The sequence below is a fragment of the Bradyrhizobium sp. NAS80.1 genome (assembly GCF_001908205.1).
Classification (GTDB): Bacteria; Pseudomonadota; Alphaproteobacteria; order Rhizobiales; family Xanthobacteraceae; genus Bradyrhizobium.
This window is the reverse complement of the sequence record NZ_LGHL01000084.1, coordinates 1-18,710: the sequence shown is the minus strand read 5'-3', so window position 1 is coordinate 18,710 and position 18,710 is coordinate 1. Positions and strand designations below refer to the sequence as shown.

The window sequence follows — 18,710 nt, the reverse complement described above, 5'->3', positions numbered from 1 at the left end:
GCCAGGCCAAGCTCAGCGCGATCGCCAAGCAGCTCAATGAAAGGCCACGAAAGACCTTGCTCTTTCAAACCCCAGCTGAGAAGTTCGCAGAATGTGTTGCGGCGATCAGCTGAACCCGCCGCGCATCCCGGATCTTCGCATCTTCCCGTGTGTTCCAGCTCTGAGCTTTTGCCCACTCGAAGAATATCTCGGGAATGCACGTATTCGGCATGCCGATGCGCGCGCTGGATGCTCTAGCTTACAACGCCGCACTCGACGCCACATCAGGCGATCCTGAAGTTAGGAACACAAACAGGCTCTACGTGCCATTCTGCCACCGTTTGCTCAGGCATACGATCGCGCGCGAAGGTTATGAGTATCGGCTGGAAAGTGAGCCACGCACGCGGTGGCAAAGGTTTTTGAGCGGCTTTAAGTCTTAATCAGGAGGGGGCGTTGGCGAAGAAGGCGAAGAAAGCGAAGAAAGCGAAGAACGTCAAAAAGTCGGCGGTTGGAAAGACAGCCAAAAAAAACGAGGAAAGTTGCAAAGCATCCGGGTGTTCGTCCTCCTCCGAAGTAGGGCGCCCCCCTCGGCAAACTAAGCGCGGGACCGAAGCCCCGCGCCTATCCTTTCATCGCTTCAGCCGGCCGCGATGCGTCATCAACCGTTGCCGATCGCGCTTCCTGTGTGATCGGAGCCGACGCCTCATTTGCTCTTCCCGTATTTGGTGATCTTCCGAAGCGACATCGGCACAGTGTGGATCAGGTTGAGCGCCAGCGATCGGCCCACCACCTCCTGCGGCAATGTGGTGAAGTTCTTTTCCATGTAGAGCAGAAGATCGACCAACGCCTTCGGATCCGCCGGCGCGGTGCTGACGAGCGCATGGCCAACCAACGACAATTCGCGGTAGGCTTCCGCGGTCGCTTCCCGGGCTGCCTCGAGCTGCGCCCCCGATAGGTTCTGGTCCTGGACTGGTATCTCCCACGCGACGGCCTTGGCGTACGCACTGCGCGCCGCGATGTGCCGCCGGATATCTTGCAGCACCCATTGACGATCTCGCGAGGCGGTTTGCTCCCGCGCCTCGGGCTCGGAGATCGGTTCTGGCTGCGAAGTCTGGCGCCAAACGGGCCCGGCAAGCCTTTGGCGCGAGTTCTCACGCTCCGCTAGCATCTCACCTGATTTGCGTCCAGAAGTCCCCCTCGCGGGGCCGCTGGAACGTTTTGCGCGGTGGCGAGTCCCTAGAGGCATCGATCCCTTATTGCTCGAGGATCGACCGATGAACACAGCTGTAGCCTATGCGATCTCGGCCTTCATCGTGAGCTTTGGCCTCTGGATCCTCATTGCTGGCCTAAGCTCTAGCACACCAGCTTTTTGGGCTTGCGTCGCGCTCATCCCCATTGTGATCGGGCTCGTTAGCGCTTTCGGTCCCAAGTAAAAAATCCATCCCCTTCTTCCGCGCACATTTAGGTTGCGACACCGTGCAGAGACTCGCGCCAGTCTTAACGTTGGGGAGGATACAGGTGAGGCTTTTCGCTACGACTGCAATTTTGATTTTTGCGAATTTTGGTTGCTTCGCCCAAGCTCAATCGCCGGAGGCTAAACAGATCAGCGCAAAATTAATCTGCGACGCGTGGACCGGGAATCGCGAAAAGAACCCGGCCTTCCAGATTGATGTCCCTTTTACGCTGACAGACGCCGCTTTGACGGGCGAACGCGTCACATCGTCATCGGGTAACAAAGAGGTTTTCAAAGGACTCATCGCAGACTCGGGCGACATCCTTCTGATTGGCCGCGGGAGTTCGACGAACGGCCTTAGCAAGTGGGCGTGGGAATTCCATGGCAAGTACAATCCAAAGGGCACCAGCACACTGAAAGGTGGGATGAAGAACACAAGCGGCGGGGTCGGCAGTCGGAAATGTGAGATTACATTTTAACAACGGCTATTTCTGCGCCCTTGCTAGTCCCTATTAATCTTCCATTGCTCAAAAGCTACCGCGTCGACGCGCGTCGATTTCCCGCCTACCGCGGCTCCTGAGTCGCGGCGGGTCAAAGGCCGGAAGATGCTGACCCTCTCTAGTATAACTGGGGAAAATCGGCGTTACGTCAGCGCGTCTGCATTTTCCGAATCGATATTCCATGGTCGCTCGCCCAAGCGCCACGTTCAGGGGTGTAGGCGTGAGCCAATTTCTGTCGACGCTTCTGCTAGTTACCGCGGTGGTTCTGACCGTCTGCTTCGGGGTGGCCGCATGGCGCCTCACGGACGAAAGGGATATCGACATCACCGGGAAAGTCCCGCACCTGACTTATGGATGGAAAGCATCACCGTAACGGTAGGCCTTGCGCTCGCTCTCCGGTTGCCGGAAACTACGCGGGGATCTAGAGATGGCCGGGGCAGTCGATAACTTCCTTAAAGTCTGTGTTGCGTTGTCGCTCTTGGGCGCAGCGGGGAGCGTTGGCTACTACTACGCCGTCTACCTCCCGGCGCGAGATGTCCAGATGGACAACGAGCGACGTCTCGACAAGGCGCGCTCCGAGATCGCTAGGAAAGCAGCGGAGGAACGCGCACAGCAGGACCGCGACGCAGCAGACCAACGTCAGGCGCAGGAACGAGCCGCGACGCAAATCCGCTATGAGGCCTGCATTATTCGCACCGAGAGCTCCTACAGCGCGACCTGGGCCACGAACTGCAAGAGTGTTGCCGAGAGAGCTCGAAAGCAACGAGCTGCGTGCACTTTAGCCCCAGCATCCTGTGATTCGATCTACCCTACCCCTGACTCGGGCCCAAACTGCTCCCTACCAAGCGGAATTGCCTCCTCCCTCGAGGTTACTCTCCAACAAGGCAAAGACCGTTGTCTTCAGGAAAGCAAAGCGGGTCTACAGTGACGTTCGCATCCGCGCGTCGGGCGGAGAATACCGTCCTCTCCGTTGAGCGCTGGCGGTGCGTCTCGGGTTCATGTCGCTGACGAGCATCGTACGATTCCGACGCTCAGCAATTTCGTAGCTCGACACCGTAGTTATTTGCGCCGCCTTCTATCGACCTGTCAAAAAATGACGCTCTTACAGGATCTTGTCGCTCTCGGTGTGGAGGAGCGGTGATCCGTCGCAAATGGCACCGCTCAAAGAGTTGCTGCACAGGCATGACGTCCCGTGGGTCCGCTTTGCGCCAAAACCTCCCGGTCTGAGTAGACAGGTTTTAAGCGCTCGGCCCTTCTGTACGATCGAGCGCGCTGCGATACTCCATCAGTGAAGACGCAATGGATTTCGGACTACTCAACCGATCGCACCCGCGCGGCGTAGTTTCCGGTACCGTCAGTGATTAATGGAAACCGACCAATCGTCTGAAGATATGCGGACCCTGCAGGGGTCGCCGAACCTCCCAACGGCGAACCGCTTCCGACTCCTGGATTTGCGAGCTACCCCAGAATTGCTCCGGTCGATAGCATTATGCCTATTGAGGAAGCGCTGAGACTCAAATCTTGGGAAGCATGCGACTGCGTCGCCAGAAGAGCCTCTCAAACAACGGCAAGAGCCCGCTCGGTGTCGCGAGAATGACGACGATCACGACGATGCCATAGATGAAGTAGTGCAGCCCCGGAACCGCGCCGCCTAACTTACCGCGCAGGACCTCGCCCAGGGGTACCAATAACAAGGCTCCCAGCGCCGGACCGTAGGCGCGGCCAAGCCCGCCGACCGTTGCGAAAAGCACAATCTCGATAGTGATCACCGGCGAGGCAAGCAGATAGGGATCCGCGAACGTCAGGTAACGCACATAGGCGGTCCCGACGATGGACGTTAGGACTGCAGAGATGACCATGGCCGTCGTCTTTTGACGCAGGACATTAACGCCGATCGCCTGCGCGGCCTTTTCATTGTCGCGAATTGTCCGCAGATAATAGCCCAATGGCGAATTCAGAATGGCGACATTCACCAACACAATGATGGTTGCGAGCCCCAGCATGACCCAGAATGCTCCGCGACCACCGCCGAACTGAAAATCGAGAAAGTTTCCGGTGTCTTGCGGCAAGAGCAAACCCGACGCGCCACCAAGGAAATCCCAGCCTTCGACAACGATGCTCGCCATCTCTGCGAAAGCCAAGGTGATCAGCACGAACGACAAATGCCCGAGTTGGAAACGAAAATCGATCCACGCGATGATGGCGCCGAGCAAGCCTGCAGTCGCGGCCGCAATCACAAGGCCGGCCCACATATTGATGCCAAGCTTTACCAACAAGGCAGCCGACAGCATTGCTCCGGTTCCGATAAACAAACTATGAGCCAGCGAGATCTGCCCGCTCATGCCGCCCACGATATTCCAGGCCGACGCAAGCGCAACGTACACCAGCGCTATCGTGAGAATATGCGTGTAGTAGCTGGACAGAACCATCGGCAGCATTGCACCGAGCAAAACGATTCCCCACAGCCAGGGCGACGCCAACGTCTTGAAGAAGTCATCCTTGATCATGATGCCCTCCAGGTCAGGCCCTGCGGCCGGAACAGCATGATCAGCACGAAGATGGCGTATGGCACCAAGCGTCCAAGCGTATCTGAGACATAGACCGTGCCCATCGCCTCGGAAATGCCGATCACGAGACCGCCCAACATGATCCCGACAAAATTCGTCATCCCGCCCAGCACAACGACAAGCAGGGTGATCACCGTATATTGCAAACCTTGAGTCGGTTGGATCGGGGTGCCGGGAAGCAGAAGAGCCGCCGCGACCGCGAGTATTCCAATCCCAAGTGCGAAGGTCATGACCTGGACCCGACCCACATCGATCCCCATCAGCGCAGCCGCGTGCGCATTCTGATGCACGGCACGGATCGAACGGCCGAAATCCGTCGACCGCAGCATCACATAGAGGCCGATCGCCATGGCGAAGGCGACGGCGCACGCGATCACGTGCGCCAGCCTCAGCACCACATCACCAAGAATTATGAGCTTGGACTCGACGATCGACGGGGTGCGTGCAGGCTGTCCACCGAAGATCATGAGAATGCCGTTCTGCAGGACCAGGCTTAGTCCCAGCGTCAACTGCACCACCATGAGAAACTTGTAGCCGACCATCGGCCTCAGCAGAAACCTATAGACCAGGGCGCCGATCGCAGTCATGACGGGAATGGTAATGAGAACCGACACGTAAGGATCAAGCGAGAAGGCTGAAAACAGGGCGAGGCACATGAACATGGCGAGCGAGATGAAGTCGCCATGCGCGAAATTAACCACGCCGCTCACGCCATAGACGAGGCCCATGCCGAGCGCGAGGAGCCCATAGGTGCTCCCGATAAAGACTCCCTGCGCCAGCGCCTGCCATAGTTCGCTCAATTGCGCCTCCCTTTTACAAGCCGAGATAGGCCTGTCGCGTCCGGGGATCGTTCTTCACGACCTCCGCCGCGCCTTCGACTGCGATATGACCGCGTTCGAGTACATAGCAACGCTGCGCATGTCGCAGCGTCAAATTGAGGTTCTGCTCGACCAGAAGCATGGTCAAACCGTCTTTGTGCAGCTGATCGACGATTCCGAAAATATACTGCACAAAGAGAGGCGATAGGCCGAGCGAAGGCTCGTCAAGCATCAACACGCGGGCCTCAGCCATCAGGCCGCGGCCGATCGCCAACATCTGCTGCTCGCCTCCGGACAGCGTGCCCGCCGGCTGGGACAGCCTTTCCTTCAGACGCGGAAACAAGGCTAGCACCTTCTCCATCTGACGCGGCCGGAGCGGTCGTGCACGATCGCAAAACCCGCCGAGCAGCAGATTCTCGCGAACACTCATCTCTGGAAACACCAAACGTCCTTCGGGGACCTGGATGATTCCCATCTCGACACGCTGCATCGGCGTTGCGCGCGTCACGTCGCGCCCGTCAAAAATGATGCGGCCCGCCATTGGCGTCACTATGCCGGACAGACTGTTTATCAACGTCGTTTTGCCGGCGTTGTTTGCTCCCAGCAACCCGACGGTTTCGCCGCGATCTAGTCTAAGCGAGATATCGCGCAGGATCGGAGTGCCCGCATAGCCTGCCACGAGGCCTTCGACTTCAAGCATCGAGATGCTCTCCGAAATAGGCCTCGACTACCTTGCTATCCTTGACGATCTCTTCTGGCGCCGCCTCCGCGATCTTCTCTCCGAAATTGATCACCACCATACTGGTGGCCAACCGCATGATCACCGGGATGACGTGTTCGACCATCACGAAGGTGACACCCTGCCGGTTCAGCTCCCTGATGATGCCGATCGGAGCCTCTGTCTCGGCCATGGTCAAACCCGCCATGACCTCGTCGAGTAGAATACATTGTGGATCTGTTGCCACGCACTTGGCGAGCTCAAGCAGCTTCTTGTCCTGGAGCGAAAGGGTCGCAGGCGTCTCATCGAGCTTCTTGCCAAGCCCGACCCGCGTCAGCACGTCGGCGGCATAGTCGGTCGCCTCACGGATCGGACGGCGCGTTAGCGCGGCCGTGGTCACGACATCGAGCGCCGTCATGTCGGCAAAAGTTTGCACGATCTGAAAACTGCGTACCAGACCGCGGCGCGTCAGCTTATCAGGCGAAATGCCGGTAATCCGCACACCATCGAAGTGAACGTCACCGCTTGACGGTCGGATAAAGCCGGAAATTACGCCGAACAGCGTAGTCTTGCCGGCTCCGTTCGGACCGATAATGCCGAGAATACCGCCCTTTTCGACCGCAAAACTCACGCCGTTCAGCGCAAGAAGGCCGCCGAACCGTTTGCTGACCTTGTCGACCTCGAGTAGCGCCACGGTGAACTCAGGTCCGGGCCCGCGGCGCAGCCTGCGCAAACTCCTTCGGAAAGACCACTTCCTGTCCCTGGTCGGGCAACCACTGAACCATCATGGCCGATCCATCCTTGAGCAGGCGGTCGTCGGCGAACTGCAGGCCTTTCGGCTTGGCGACATAGAGATCAGGATCGCCGAACGGCATGTCGAATTTCTTGAAAGCATCCAGCAAAGCATCGCTTTCGAGCGACGAAGAGGCTTCCAGCACCCGTTGCAGCACGCGAGCGGCCTGAGCGTATTGAATGGCACCCTGCCCGATCCGGTCCAGCTTGGCGACATCGCGCAGCTCCGTCACGACCTTCTGCATGGAATCGATCTTGGCACCCGCGCTAAATCCGGTCATCGCGAAGAGATTGCGCGTGAGGACGGCCTTGCCGACTTCAGGTCCAAGATCCTTCCACAGCGAGAGGTCGGAATAGCCGCCCGTACCGCCGACAAAAATGCTGCCATGATAATTGAGATTGAAGCGAGCTTGATGCAGCAGGATACCGTCTCGTGGCGTCACCAGCCCTGTCACGATGTCCGGCTTGAGCGACCGGATACGGATCATCGCAGAGGTCTGATCCTGCGCACGGGTGTCCAGTGGCGCCTCGCCGATGATCTCGATGCCGCTTGCCTTGAGCTTTGGCACGAGGAAGGAATTGACCTGCTGCCCCGCCTCGTAGTTCGAGTAACTCATCACTGCGGTCTTGATCGGAAACTTGTTGTCGCGCAAGGAGACGATGAAGTCGTGCATCGTCTGCGCGTAACCGCGGTCGTATGGGTAGCCGAGCGAGAACATATAGTTCGAATGAGCACCGCCGGCCCAGATCGAGAGCGTCGGCACCTTCAGCTCGTCGAGCACCGGCGTCAGCGCCAGCATCTGAGCGCTGAGGATCGTGCCGGTCAATAGTTGAACCTTCTCTTCCGTGATCAACCTGCGCGCTTCGGTCGCAGTGCGGGCGGGCTGGCTGGTGTCGTCCGCCTGGATCAACTGGATTTTTGCGCCCCCCTTGCTCTTGATCCCGCCGCCATCGTTGATCTTCTTGATCATGTATTCGAGCGCAGGCTGCCCTTCCTGGGCATACGCCGAAAGGCCACCACTCATCGAATTGATGACACCGATCTTGATCGCGGCCGCTTCGGCGCTAGCGCGCCGAACCCAGGGAGCCGCGACCGTTCCGAGCACAAGACTTGTTGTGCCGATACCAAATGTGCGTCGAGTGATGGACAAGGCGTTCCTCGGTTCTTGCTGTTGTTGACGGCGCTTATACGCGATCTCTAAATCGGGTCCCAGCTAAAAATGTCCGCGGAGCGATCCAGCTTGTAGAACGAGCCCTTGAGCGCGGGCATCGCGTGTTCAGCAATGGTCTCGGTGGTCCAGCCTTCGCTCCGCTGCACGGATCGGATCGGGCGAGACTGTCCCATCAGGAAGATTTCATTCATCCGCACCGCGAAGATCTGCCCGGTCACATCCTTTGCGGCATCCGTGAGCAGAAAGGCCGACAGCGGCGCGATCTTTTCCGGGCCCATCTGTTTCATCCGTTCAACGCGGGCCTTCTCGGCGTCCGTCTCCGTTGGGATCGTGCCGATCAGGCGGCTCCAGGCAAACGGCGAGACGCAGTTCGAGCGAACGTTGAACCGGTTCATGTCGAGTGCGATCGACTTGGAAAGCCCGACGATGCCGAGCTTGGCCGCGGCGTAATTCGCCTGGCCGAAGTTGCCGATCAGGCCCGACGTCGAGGTGAAGTGCACGAAGGAGCCGCTCTCCTGCTCGCGGAAGATCCGCGCCGCGGCGTGCGAGACGTAGAACGAGCCCATCAAGTGAACCTTGATGACGGCCTCGAACGCTTCCACGCTCATCCGATGGAAAATTGCGTCTCGCAGAATACCGGCGTTGTTCACAACACCATCGAGCTTTCCGTAAGCATCGACGGCCTGCTTGACGATCTTGCTGGCCGGAATTGCTTCCGCAACGGTCTCGAAATTGGCGACCGCGGTCCCGCCGGCCTTGCGAATTTCTTCCACAACCTCTTCCGCAGGCGCGGCGTTGGTGCCAGCGCCATCCGGCGCGCCGCCGGGGTCATTGACCACGACCTTGGCGCCCTCGGCGGCGCAGAGCAGCGCGATTTCTCGGCCGATACCACGGCCGGCGCCGGTAACAATGACGACCTTGTCCTGAAGTGATTTGGCCACAACTATCTCCTGCTCAGCGCTCGTTCGTGAAGATGATGGTGCCACTTGCCGCGAACATGCCGCCGACGCCGTGACACACCGAAATCCTGGCGCCCGGCACCTGGGCCGGCGCAATGCCGCGCATCTGGCGCACGCTCTCCTGAAGCGCGTACATGCCGTACATGCCTGAATGCATGTAGGAGAGCCCGCCGCCATTGGTGTTGAGCGGCAGCTTGCCGCCGGGCCGCGTGTTGCCATCGGCAATGAACTTGCCGGTCTCCTCATGCGGCATGAAGCCGAGGTCGCCGAGGCCGAACAGCGGCAGATGCGCAAAGGCATCGTAGATCATGAGATGGTCGACGTCCTTGTGCGCGATGCCGGCTTCCTCGAACGCGAGCGGACCTGCGACCTTGAAGGCGCGGGAGGAGTTGAAGGTCTCCATCTGGCTGACCATCGGCGTCTCCACGCTCTCGCCGGTACCGAGGATGTAGACCGGCTTCTGCGGGAAATCTTTCGCGCGGTCGGCCGAGGTCAGGATCAGCGCGCCGCCGCCGTCGGTGACGAGGCAGCACTGCAGCAGGCGAAACGGATAGGCAATCATGCGCGAGTTCAGGACGTCGGCGACCGTGATCGGATCCTTCATCATGGCGCGTGGGTTCTTCGCCGCCCATTCGCGCTGTGCTACCGCCACCGAGGCGATCTGCTCATGGGTGATGCCGTAGGTCTTCATGAAGCGCAGCACGGGAATCGGGAACATGCTGGGCGGGCCGTAGACGCCGTACGGCGCCTCGAACTGACCTTGCAGGCTGTCGGCGGGGATCGAGCGCGGCAGCTTGCCGATCATCGACTTGCCGCTCTCGGCATGGGTGATCAGCACGGTCTTGCACAGGCCGGCCTCGATCGCCGCCGCGGCATGGCGAACATGCAGCATGAAGGAGCAGCCGCCGACCGAGGTGCCGTCCACCCAGGTCGGCTTGATGCCGAGATAGTGGCAGACCTGCTGCGGTGTTTCGACCGCGGTGGCGAAGCCGTCGATGTCGGACAGCTTCAGCCCGGCGTCGGCGATGGCATTGAGCGCCGCATCCGCATGAAGCTGGAGCTGCGACGTGTTGGGGATGACGCCGAGCTCGGTGGTCTCGGCCGCACCGACGACGGCAACCTGGTTCCTGCGCATTGGCCTATCCCTTCGCCGGACGGAACACGGGAAGCGTGATCTTGTCATCGAGCTTCTCGAAGGCGACCTCAAGCTTCATGTCGAGCTCGAGCGCCTCCGGCGTTTGCGGACAGTCGATGATATTGCTCATCATCCGCGGCCCTTCGTCCAGCTCGACCACCGCGATCGCGTAAGGCGGCGTGAAGCCGGACGCGGCCGGACGATGGTTGATCACGTAGCTGTAGAGAAAGCCCTTGCCGCTCGCCCTGAACGCGGAGACCTTGCGCGAGGCGCAGGACGGACAGAATGGGCGCGGCGGGAAGTAGACATGTGCGCAGGCGTCGCAGCGCTGCAGGCGGAGTTCGCCCGCCTTGGCGCCATCCCAGAAATGCTGGGTCTCCGGCGTCGGCTTCGGGCGTGCGCGCATAGGCTCCGGCATTCGTATCCTCCTTGCTGCAAAAAATCGCTCTCCGGATTTCTTGCTTGCAATGGACTTGCCATGCAGGACCACAAATGTCAATTTTGCGAAAATCAATTTCGCAAATGAGACGCAGGGTCGAAATGTCTATTCCGCAGACGATCTACACGCCGGACCATCAGCTTTTCCGCACCACGGTAAAAAAGTTCATTGAGCGCGAGATCGCGCCTTTTCACGCGCAGTGGGAAAAGGACGGTGTCGTCGACCGCAACCTGTGGCGACTCGCCGGCGAGGCCGGCCTGCTCTGCACCTCGATACCCGCGCAGTATGGCGGCGGCGATGGCGACTTCCTGCATAGCGCGATCGTGACCGAAGAGCTTTCGCGCGCCGTCTTCAATGGTCCGGGCTTTCGCGTGCACTCGGACATTGCGGCCTTCTACATTCTCCATCACGGCAGCGAAGCGCAACGCCAGAAGTGGCTGCCTCGTATGGCGTCGGGAGAGACCGTTGCGGCAATCGCAATGACCGAGCCCGGCGCGGGAAGCGATCTCCAGGCCATCCGCACCACGGCGATTCGCGATGGCGGCTCCTTCGTGGTGAACGGTTCGAAGACCTTCATCACCAACGGCCAGCTCGCCGACCTCGTCATCCTCGCCTGCAAGACCGACCCGCGCGGCGGATCCAAAGGCATCAGCCTGCTTCTGGTTGAAGGCAACAGCGTCGGCTTTTCGCGCGGACGAAACCTCGAAAAGCTGGGTATGAAGGCGCAGGACACGTCCGAATTGTTCTTCGACAACGTCCGAGTGCCCGCCGAAAACCTGCTCGGCGAGGAAGGGCGTGGCTTCCGCTATCTCATGAGCGAGCTTCCCCAGGAGCGCCTGCTGGTCGCAATCACGGCGATCGCGGGAGCGGAAGCGGCGATTGAATGGACGATCGATTATACCCACCGCCGCGAGGCGTTCGGCAAACCGTTGGCGGACTTCCAGCACAACCGGTTCCGGCTCGCCGAAATGAAGACGGAAGTTCAGATCGGCCGTGTCTTTCTCGACAAATGCATGGAACTGCATCTGCAGGGCAGTCTGAGCATCGAGGCTGCGGCGATGTGCAAATACTGGTCGACCGAACTGGAATGCCGCGTGGTGGACCAATGCGTCCAGATGCATGGCGGCTACGGCTACATGCTGGAGTATCCGATTACGCGCGCCTACGCGGATGCGAGGGTTCGGCGGATCTACGGCGGCTCCAATGAGATCATGCGCGAACTCGTCGCAAGGTCGCTGCAACCGGCTTCGTGAAGCCATCCAGGAGCACTGGGGAGGTAACGAGGATGGGCACGACAGACGGCCTGATCAGCGGCACGCGCTCACGCCAATTCGACGTCGTCGGGGAACGAGTACGGCGTATCGCCGGCGGCCTGCGCAGACTGGGCATCCGGCCTGGCGATTGCGTCTGCATCCTGATGCGCAACGATCTGGTTTTTATTGAAGTCACCTACGCCATCATGCTGATCGGCGCGTATGCGGTGCCGATCAACTGGCATTTCAAGCCCGAAGAAGTCGCTTACGTTGTTGGCGACACCGGAGCCGGCGTCCTGGTAGGGCATGCGGATCTGCTGCAGGCGCTGGGCGACGCCATTCCCGATCGCGTGCGCCAGTTCCGTGTCGATGTGCCGCAGGAGATCGCCACCAGTTTCAGCGTCGAGACCACGTCGTCGGCGGGCGAGGACTTCGAGGCCTGGCTTGCCGACCAGAAGCCCTATGACGGGCCGTCGATGCCGGCTCCTGCCAGCATGATCTACACGTCGGGCACGACAGGACATCCAAAAGGCGTTCGACGCGACCCGCCGTCTCCGGACCAGGTCAAGACGAACGAGCGGGTGCGTGAAACTGTCTATGGCCTGAGGCCGGGCACTCGCGCCCTCCTCCCCGGCCCGCTTTATCATTCTGCCCCGAACGCATTCGCGCTGCGCGCCGGACGTCTTGGCGGCGCGCTGGTGCTGATGCCGCGCTTCGAAGCTGAATCAGTGCTCGCATTGATCGAAAAGGAGCGGATCGACTGCGCGCTGATGGTGCCGACGATGTTCGTGCGACTATTGCGGCTGCCTCAGTCCGTGCGCGCCAAATACGATCTGTCTTCGCTACGTCACGTCGTTCACGCGGCAGCCCCCTGCCCGCCCGACGTCAAGCGACAGATGCTCGACTGGTGGGGACCGGTGATCTACGAATATTACGGCAGCACCGAATCCGGCGCTATTACCTTCGCGACGCCGGATGACGCCCGGCGCAAGCCCGGTACAGTCGGCCGCGTTCTCGACGGATGCGAGTTGAGATTTTCGAACGGCAAGGATGGATGGCTTTCCGCCGGCGAAGTCGGCGAAATTTACAGCAGAACCAGCTATAATCCCGATTTCACTTACCAGAATCAGCCCGAACGCCGCCGCGAGATCGAACGCGACGGCCTCATCACTAGCGGTGACGTCGGCTATATCGATCAGGATGGCTACGTCTTTATCTCCGATCGCAAACGCGACGTGGTGATTTCCGGCGGCGTCAACATCTATCCGGCCGAAATCGAGGCAGCATTGCAGTCGCTCCCGGGCGTCCACGATTGCGCCGTGTTTGGCATTCCGGACGACGAATTTGGTGAAGCGCTTATGGCGGTCATTCAGCCCATCGCCGGCACGATTCCCGACTTGAATGAAATCCGCGCCGGCCTGAAATCCATGCTCTCGAACTACAAGGTGCCCAAATATTTCGAGATCATGTCCTCGCTCCCGCGCGAGGACTCCGGCAAGATCTTCAAGCGGAGGCTGCGCGACCCCTATTGGCAGAAATCAGGCCGGAGCATCTGAAATGCCTATGCCGGGGCGACGCCTGCACGGCCATTGTTGATGACGACGATGTTGCGCTCGGCGACCTTGGCGCGGAACGAGACCTCGCCAACGCCGTCATTCCAGGCTTCGGTGACGATCGTCTCGCCGGGATAGACGGGTGAGCTGAAGCGAACCTGCATCTTCGTCAACCGTGTCGGCTCGCCATTGCAGACCATGTCAACCAATGCACGGCACACCACCCCGAATGTGCAAAGGCCGTGCAGGATCGGCTTTTCGAAGCCGCCCCGTTTCGCGACCGACGGATCCGCATGGAGAGGGTTATAGTCGCCCGACAGACGATAGATCAGGGCAGCCTGCGGCAGCGTCTTGATGCTGGACACAATGTCTGCGGCCCGTTCCGGCACAGGATGCGGCGCCGGCAACGGACCGGACGGCCCACCGAAGCCGCCGTCGCCGCGGAGCATCGTCGTCGACGTCAGCCGGCACAGCAGTTCGCCGGATGCCTGATCAAACACATCGCGCTCGGACAGCAGCACCGCGCCCTTGTCGGCCCCCTTGTCGACAAGGCCGGTCACGCGCGAACGCCCGACCACCGAGCCCTTCGCGGGCAAAGGCTTGAATATCTCAAAGCCCTGCTCGCCATGCAGCACCTTGCGCCAGTCGGCACCGGTTCTGGAATCTCCGATCCAGAAGCCGGGATATCCCAGCACCACGGCCATCGATGGCAGAACCTTGAGGCCATCCTCATAGACATACTGCAGCTGACGCGCATCGAGCGGATCCGAGCCCAGACCGACACCCAGCGCGTAGAGCATCGTGTCGCGCTCGGTGTAGGTCTGCTCGATGGTGGGAATGGGCCAGTTGCGCAGTGCTTGGGGGTCGATTGTCATGGTCGGCGTTTCCTGTTGGCCTGCGACGAACTTGCCATCGACGTCCAAGGAAGACAATATGCGAAATCGATTTTCGCACTTGTGCAGTTGACGAAGCAGACGGTTTGCAGAACAAACCATTCGGGACAAGGCGCACGCGACGGTGATGTGCCGCTGGAGTTGAAAATGACGAGCAAGAAGCGAGATCCCCGGACTGGTAGCGCCAGCCCGGCCGGATCGACAAAGACGGCCGGCAAGTCGTCAGGTGGCGACGCCAAGGCCAGACAGCGCATGGCCAAGCAGCAATTGCAGCGCGCGACCAGACGTCCACGATCCACAGAAGCCGAAGCTGACGATGCCGGCGGCCGGCTCTTCGTGTCTGCGCTTGCGCGCGGTCTCGACGTCCTCAGCGCGTTTCGCGCCGGCGATCGGGCGCTCGGCAACCAGGAGCTTGCGGAACGAACCGGCCTTCCGAAGCCGACCATCTCCCGGATCACGCACACACTGACGCAGCTCGGCTACCTCGCCTACGACGCGCGATCAACGACCTATCAACTGGGCGGTCGTGCCATATCGCTGAGCTATGCTGCGCTGGCCAATCTGGATGTTCGCAATATCGCGCGGCCCATCATGACGGAACTGGCGGAGACCAACAATCTGCATGTGGCGCTCGGCACGCGCGACCAGCTGATGATCCTGAACGTCGAGACCTGCGAGGGGCACGGCCTGGTTGGCCTGCGATTGCCGTCAGGGTCGCGCGTACCGATGGCGATCACCGCGATCGGAAAGGCCTATCTCGCCGCCATCAAGGATGATGAGCGCGGCAAGATCCTGTCCGAGATCCGCAAGCAGCACGGAAGCGAGTGGCGAACCATCGAGAGTTCGATCGAACGCTCAATCCGCGAAATCGACGAACGGGGTTTCTGCACGTCGGCCGGCGAGTGGCGTAAGGACATCAACGCGGTCGGGGCCGCTATCATTTCACCGGGCGGCGGAACCGTCTATGCGTTGAGCTTCGGCGGACCAGCCTATCTGGTCTCGCACCAACAGCTCGACCACGAATATGGCCCTGCTATCGCCGCTGCCGCGAGAAGGATCAGTGCCTCACTCGGTGCCTGAGACCTCGCCGGGACGAGCGGTCGTCAACTTACCCGACGTGCATGCCCTTCCCAGTACGGCTTGCGCAACAATTCCTTGTTGACCTTGTTGGCACTCGATAGCGGCAGCGGATCGTCCCGGAATTCGACGCTGCGCGGACATTTGTAGTCCGCGATGATCGTTCGACAATGCGCGCTGATCTCGGCTGCCGACAGTGACGTCCCCGGACGCAGGACGATAACGGCGTGAACGGCCTCTCCCCATTTCGGGTGTGGAATGCCGACGACGGCACATTGCAGAACGCCGGGGTGCGACCCCACGGCATTCTCGACCTCAACGGAATAGACGTTTTCGCCTCCGGTGATGATCATGTCCTTGATGCGATCGGAGACGTAGAGATAGCCATCTACATCGAAATAGCCAGAATCGCCGGTGTGCATCCAGCCGCCCTTCAACGCTTTTGCCGTGAGCTCCGGCTGGCGCCAGTAGCCCATCATGACCATTGGACCGCGCACCTGGATCTCTCCGATCTCGCCGGGCTTCACCTCCCGATCGTCCGCATCTGCGATACGCACCTCCGCCGACACGATGGGCCGACCGGCCGACCGTAGGCGATGCCGTGGCGCAGACGACAGATGATCTTCGGGCTGGAGGATTGTCGCAACCGGCGACAGTTCCGTCATCCCGTATGATTGCGCGAAGCGAATTCCCGGAAAGCGGCGAAGACACTCGCAAAGTACAGCCTCTGGCATCGGCGAAGCGCCATAGGTGATCAGCTTCAGGCTGGACAGATCGTAGCTGTCGAGATCGGGCAATTGCAGGATCATGCCGAGCATCGTTGGAACGAACGTCGCGACGGTCACCTTGTTCCGGGCAATCGCTTCCAGGACGTCGGATGGCGTGAAGCGGGGAATGACGACATGTTGCCCGCCCATCAGCGACGTCGTGTAGACCCGCGCGCCAGCGCCCAGATGAAACAGCGGCCCGGCGTGAAGAGCGATGGTCGTCTCATCAAAGCCGAAGCTCATCGAGGTCACGATAGCATTGACCCAGAGATTACGGTGGCTCAGCATCACGCCCTTGGCTTTGCCGGTGGTCCCGCCCGTGTAGAAGATGCAGGCCAGATCGTCACCGCCTCTCAGCGCATCCTCGCAACATGCGGATTCCGCGATCAACGCTTCACAATCGTAGGCACGCGGCAAGCCACTCGCGCCTGATGTCACCACCAGCGCGACCAGGGAGGAACAGGCCTCCATAAGCTGCGTCGCCTGCTCCAGGAATGCGCCGTCACAGACCAGTAGCAACGGCTCGGCGTCCCTGACCTGCTCAACCATCTCGGCAATGGAAAAGCGCGAATTGACGGGCACGGCGATGCCTCCGGCCCACAATGCCGCGAAATAGCATTCGATATAATGATTGCCATTGGTGGCGAGGATCGCGACGCGTTCTCCAGGCTTGACACCGAGCTTGCGGAACGAGGCCGCTAGCCTGGAAATTCGGTCCACCACCTCGGCGTGGGTCAGGCGAAGCTCCCCGGAGACCAGTGCCGTCTGCCCGCCCCTGAAAGAAGCCGATTTGCGGAGACCTGCCGTAAGATTCATTGTTCTTCTCCGCTCCCTGTCGTTTGGATCAATCTAGCACTGCGAAAATGAATTTCGCAAATCTGGAGACATGCTATAGAGAACAAAATCATTGCGGTAGGGATGGAGACCGGAAGATGTCCAATCAGACGCAGGACGCAGAAGCCGTCATATTCGAACGTCACGACGACGTTGTCGTGGTGCGGCTCAACAGTCCCGCCACACGGAATGCGCTCGAGCCCCGTGTCAAACAGAAGCTGGAAACCGGAATTCCCGAACTGCTCGGCGACGAGACTATCCGCTGCCTGGTTATCACGGGTACCGGCGATGCCTTCTGCGCGGGCGGAGACATTAACAGCATGGGCGAACGTGAAGCCCCCAGTGTCCGAAAGCGGATGCAGGCTACGCATTCATGGGCCAAGCGGCTCCTGACGGCGGAAAAGCCGATCGTGGCTGCCGTCAACGGCGCGGCTGCAGGCGCGGGCTTTTCGCTCGCATTGCTCTGCGACATCGTTCTCGTTTCCGATAAGGGCTATTTTCGAGCGGCCTTCCCGGGTCTCGGCGCAGCCCCGGATCTTGGTCTCGCATTGACGCTGCCACGAGCCATCGGATCTTCCCGGGCAAAGGACATCCTTCTGACCAACCGTCGCGTCGAGGCTGCTGAGGCTGCATCGATAGGTATCGCCAAGCGGGTGGTACCAGCTGCGAACCTGATGAAGGATGCGATATCGCTTGCCAATGATCTGGCAGCCGGCCCAGCGACGTCCCTCGGCTTGACCAAGACGTTGGTGAACGGCGCCTATGGAACAGTCGAGGATTTTTTCGGTGCAGAAGCCTTCGCGCAAGGAGTAGCGTTCGGCAGCCGCGAATTTGCCGAAGGAGTCGATGCATTCCTACAGAAACGAAAGCCCGATTTTCGGAAGGCTGTGCGGAATAGATAGGCGACCACATTCCGAACAGCCGACTCTGCAGGCGTTTGCCGAAATGATCGGATCCCTTACGGCACCGACCTTCCATTCGCACCGGCCGACGTCGCTGCATCCTTCACCGGCAAGCTGGACGCGTATGACGGCCTCACGGCCGACGAGCACGGGGCAATCAACCACCACAATGCCTCAACGCTGTTTCCGCGCCTGTCACGAGCGGCGACTTGATATGAACAATGTAACCGACGCCTGCCCCTCACAAGTCGGTTACATCACTTCCTCTGCCTTTTGTGTCATGACTTCCCGGACAGGCACACCGAACCTCGGGTGCGTCTTACTGCGCCAGCGCAGCGACTCTTTCCCCGTTTTGTGACTATGTCGTTCCCGCGACGTTCGAGCTCCCCATGCGGGTGGTCAGGCCTTGCCGAAACTCGCTTTCCAGCACACCGCTCCGGTGTTGCGCAGGGGGCGCGACACTCCGCTTCTTGTTTTTGAACTCCATGCCGGAGTCGTCTCCCTGTCCGCGCAATCCCCAAGGAATCTTCTCGAATTGAAGCGCAGGTAGCGCCGATGTACCGATAGGTTGGCTCGCAAAGGGCCCCGGTTCAAGGCCCGCTGTTTCTCACGAGGCGCAAACAGCGAGACAGATACAATGGGACTGCGTGTGGTTCGTCCGTGCAACGCACCGCTTTGGGCTAATAGCTGCCGGTGCGCCGGCGCCCCGGATCGTGCCCCGTGGCGTGGTGTAGCTAGCGGCCGGTCACCGCCAATTTTCCGGCGGGTCGGAAGGCATCAGCCTGCCACGGCGGGCAGACCGACGATCGGATCATCGCTCAATGGCGCGATGGTTTCCAGCGTCATGTAACGGGCGCGCTGGACCGCCCACTCGTCGTTCTGTTCGAGCAGGATCGCGC

General features: G+C 60.3%; 16 protein-coding genes and 1 pseudogene. 6 read left to right on the top strand and 11 right to left on the bottom strand.

Annotated features, from left to right (window positions below; translation table 11 throughout):
• A pseudogene (locus AC629_RS48815) lies at positions 1 to 113 on the top strand (IS30 family transposase); the annotation flags it as partial.
• Between the two features lie 569 nt (positions 114 to 682).
• Here the strand turns inward: AC629_RS48815 and AC629_RS19965 are convergent.
• Entirely contained in the window at positions 683 to 1,021 is a 339-nt protein-coding gene (locus AC629_RS19965) for a hypothetical protein (RefSeq protein WP_143199282.1), read from the bottom strand.
• 476 nt (positions 1,022 to 1,497) lie between these two features.
• On the opposite strand from AC629_RS19965, the gene AC629_RS19960 reads away from it, so the two are divergent.
• Positions 1,498 to 1,911 carry a hypothetical protein gene (locus tag AC629_RS19960; protein ID WP_143199281.1) on the top strand — a complete coding sequence of 138 codons (414 nt, stop codon included), beginning with the start codon at positions 1,498 to 1,500 and terminating at the stop codon, positions 1,909 to 1,911.
• Positions 1,912 to 3,446: 1,535 nt separating this feature from the next.
• Here AC629_RS19960 and AC629_RS19945 read toward each other — a convergent pair.
• Genes AC629_RS19945 through AC629_RS19910 form a run of 8 tightly spaced genes read right to left on the bottom strand, consistent with a single transcriptional unit; the run spans position 3,447 to position 10,511 of the window.
• Positions 3,447 to 4,439 carry a branched-chain amino acid ABC transporter permease gene (locus tag AC629_RS19945; RefSeq protein WP_084806726.1) on the bottom strand — a complete coding sequence of 331 codons (993 nt, stop codon included), beginning with the start codon at positions 4,437 to 4,439 and terminating at the stop codon, positions 3,447 to 3,449.
• Positions 4,436 to 5,299 carry a branched-chain amino acid ABC transporter permease gene (locus AC629_RS19940; RefSeq protein ID WP_084806725.1) on the bottom strand — a complete coding sequence of 288 codons (864 nt, stop codon included), beginning with the start codon at positions 5,297 to 5,299 and terminating at the stop codon, positions 4,436 to 4,438. Before AC629_RS19940 ends, AC629_RS19945 begins: the two co-directional genes overlap by 4 nt.
• A gap of 13 nt (positions 5,300 to 5,312) precedes the next feature.
• The gene (locus tag AC629_RS19935; RefSeq protein WP_084806724.1) at positions 5,313 to 6,017 is read right to left on the bottom strand and encodes an ABC transporter ATP-binding protein; all 705 of its coding nucleotides are present in this window, start codon (positions 6,015 to 6,017) and stop codon (positions 5,313 to 5,315) included.
• Positions 6,010 to 6,729: an ABC transporter ATP-binding protein gene (locus AC629_RS19930; RefSeq protein WP_084806733.1), complete on the bottom strand. Its 720-nt coding sequence runs from the start codon at positions 6,727 to 6,729 to the stop codon at positions 6,010 to 6,012. The genes AC629_RS19935 and AC629_RS19930 overlap by 8 nt, the downstream gene beginning before the upstream one ends.
• Before the next feature lie 7 nt (positions 6,730 to 6,736).
• Positions 6,737 to 7,978: an ABC transporter substrate-binding protein gene (locus AC629_RS19925; RefSeq protein WP_084806723.1), complete on the bottom strand. Its 1,242-nt coding sequence runs from the start codon at positions 7,976 to 7,978 to the stop codon at positions 6,737 to 6,739.
• 47 nt (positions 7,979 to 8,025) lie between these two features.
• Entirely contained in the window at positions 8,026 to 8,940 is a 915-nt protein-coding gene (locus AC629_RS19920) for an SDR family NAD(P)-dependent oxidoreductase (RefSeq protein WP_084806722.1), read from the bottom strand.
• Between the two features lie 13 nt (positions 8,941 to 8,953).
• A complete protein-coding gene (locus AC629_RS19915; RefSeq protein ID WP_084806721.1) occupies positions 8,954 to 10,093 on the bottom strand; it encodes a thiolase C-terminal domain-containing protein in 1,140 nt (379 codons plus the stop codon).
• Between the two features lie 4 nt (positions 10,094 to 10,097).
• Positions 10,098 to 10,511: a Zn-ribbon domain-containing OB-fold protein gene (locus tag AC629_RS19910; RefSeq protein ID WP_084806720.1), complete on the bottom strand. Its 414-nt coding sequence runs from the start codon at positions 10,509 to 10,511 to the stop codon at positions 10,098 to 10,100.
• 122 nt (positions 10,512 to 10,633) lie between these two features.
• Here AC629_RS19910 and AC629_RS19905 point away from each other — a divergent pair, with 122 nt between their 5' ends.
• A complete protein-coding gene (locus AC629_RS19905; RefSeq protein ID WP_084806719.1) occupies positions 10,634 to 11,785 on the top strand; it encodes an acyl-CoA dehydrogenase family protein in 1,152 nt (383 codons plus the stop codon).
• Between the two features lie 32 nt (positions 11,786 to 11,817).
• On the top strand, positions 11,818 to 13,341 hold the full coding sequence (locus tag AC629_RS19900) for an acyl-CoA synthetase (RefSeq protein WP_084806718.1): 1,524 nt from the start codon (positions 11,818 to 11,820) through the stop codon (positions 13,339 to 13,341).
• Between the two features lie 5 nt (positions 13,342 to 13,346).
• On the opposite strand, the gene AC629_RS19895 is transcribed toward AC629_RS19900, so the two are convergent.
• Positions 13,347 to 14,213, bottom strand: coding sequence for a MaoC/PaaZ C-terminal domain-containing protein (locus tag AC629_RS19895; RefSeq protein WP_084806732.1), 867 nt, complete (start codon positions 14,211 to 14,213; stop codon positions 13,347 to 13,349).
• A 165-nt stretch (positions 14,214 to 14,378) separates the two neighbouring features.
• Between AC629_RS19895 and AC629_RS19890 the strand changes: the two genes are divergently transcribed.
• Positions 14,379 to 15,311: an IclR family transcriptional regulator gene (locus AC629_RS19890; RefSeq protein ID WP_084806731.1), complete on the top strand. Its 933-nt coding sequence runs from the start codon at positions 14,379 to 14,381 to the stop codon at positions 15,309 to 15,311.
• A 23-nt stretch (positions 15,312 to 15,334) separates the two neighbouring features.
• On the opposite strand, the gene AC629_RS19885 is transcribed toward AC629_RS19890, so the two are convergent.
• Complete coding sequence (locus AC629_RS19885) at positions 15,335 to 16,891, bottom strand: class I adenylate-forming enzyme family protein (RefSeq protein WP_084806717.1); 1,557 nt, start codon at positions 16,889 to 16,891, stop codon at positions 15,335 to 15,337.
• A gap of 47 nt (positions 16,892 to 16,938) precedes the next feature.
• On the opposite strand from AC629_RS19885, the gene AC629_RS19880 reads away from it, so the two are divergent.
• Complete coding sequence (locus AC629_RS19880; RefSeq protein WP_245331927.1) at positions 16,939 to 17,811, top strand: enoyl-CoA hydratase/isomerase family protein; 873 nt, start codon at positions 16,939 to 16,941, stop codon at positions 17,809 to 17,811.
• Positions 17,812 to 18,710: the final 899 nt, after the last annotated feature.

What these genes read in the sequence shown, in the direction of transcription:
- AC629_RS19880 (WP_245331927.1), top strand. Translation starts at nt 16,939, where the DNA reads ATGAATTTCGCAAATCTGGAGACATGCTATAGAGAACAAAATCATTGC.
- AC629_RS19915 (WP_084806721.1), bottom strand. Translation starts at nt 10,093, where the DNA reads ATGCGCAGGAACCAGGTTGCCGTCGTCGGTGCGGCCGAGACCACCGAG.
- AC629_RS19945 (WP_084806726.1), bottom strand. Translation starts at nt 4,439, where the DNA reads ATGATCAAGGATGACTTCTTCAAGACGTTGGCGTCGCCCTGGCTGTGG.
- AC629_RS19885 (WP_084806717.1), bottom strand. Translation starts at nt 16,891, where the DNA reads ATGAATCTTACGGCAGGTCTCCGCAAATCGGCTTCTTTCAGGGGCGGG.
- AC629_RS19935 (WP_084806724.1), bottom strand. Translation starts at nt 6,017, where the DNA reads ATGCTTGAAGTCGAAGGCCTCGTGGCAGGCTATGCGGGCACTCCGATC.
- AC629_RS19905 (WP_084806719.1), top strand. Translation starts at nt 10,634, where the DNA reads ATGTCTATTCCGCAGACGATCTACACGCCGGACCATCAGCTTTTCCGC.
- AC629_RS19910 (WP_084806720.1), bottom strand. Translation starts at nt 10,511, where the DNA reads ATGCCGGAGCCTATGCGCGCACGCCCGAAGCCGACGCCGGAGACCCAG.
- AC629_RS19890 (WP_084806731.1), top strand. Translation starts at nt 14,379, where the DNA reads ATGACGAGCAAGAAGCGAGATCCCCGGACTGGTAGCGCCAGCCCGGCC.
- AC629_RS19900 (WP_084806718.1), top strand. Translation starts at nt 11,818, where the DNA reads ATGGGCACGACAGACGGCCTGATCAGCGGCACGCGCTCACGCCAATTC.
- AC629_RS19895 (WP_084806732.1), bottom strand. Translation starts at nt 14,213, where the DNA reads ATGACAATCGACCCCCAAGCACTGCGCAACTGGCCCATTCCCACCATC.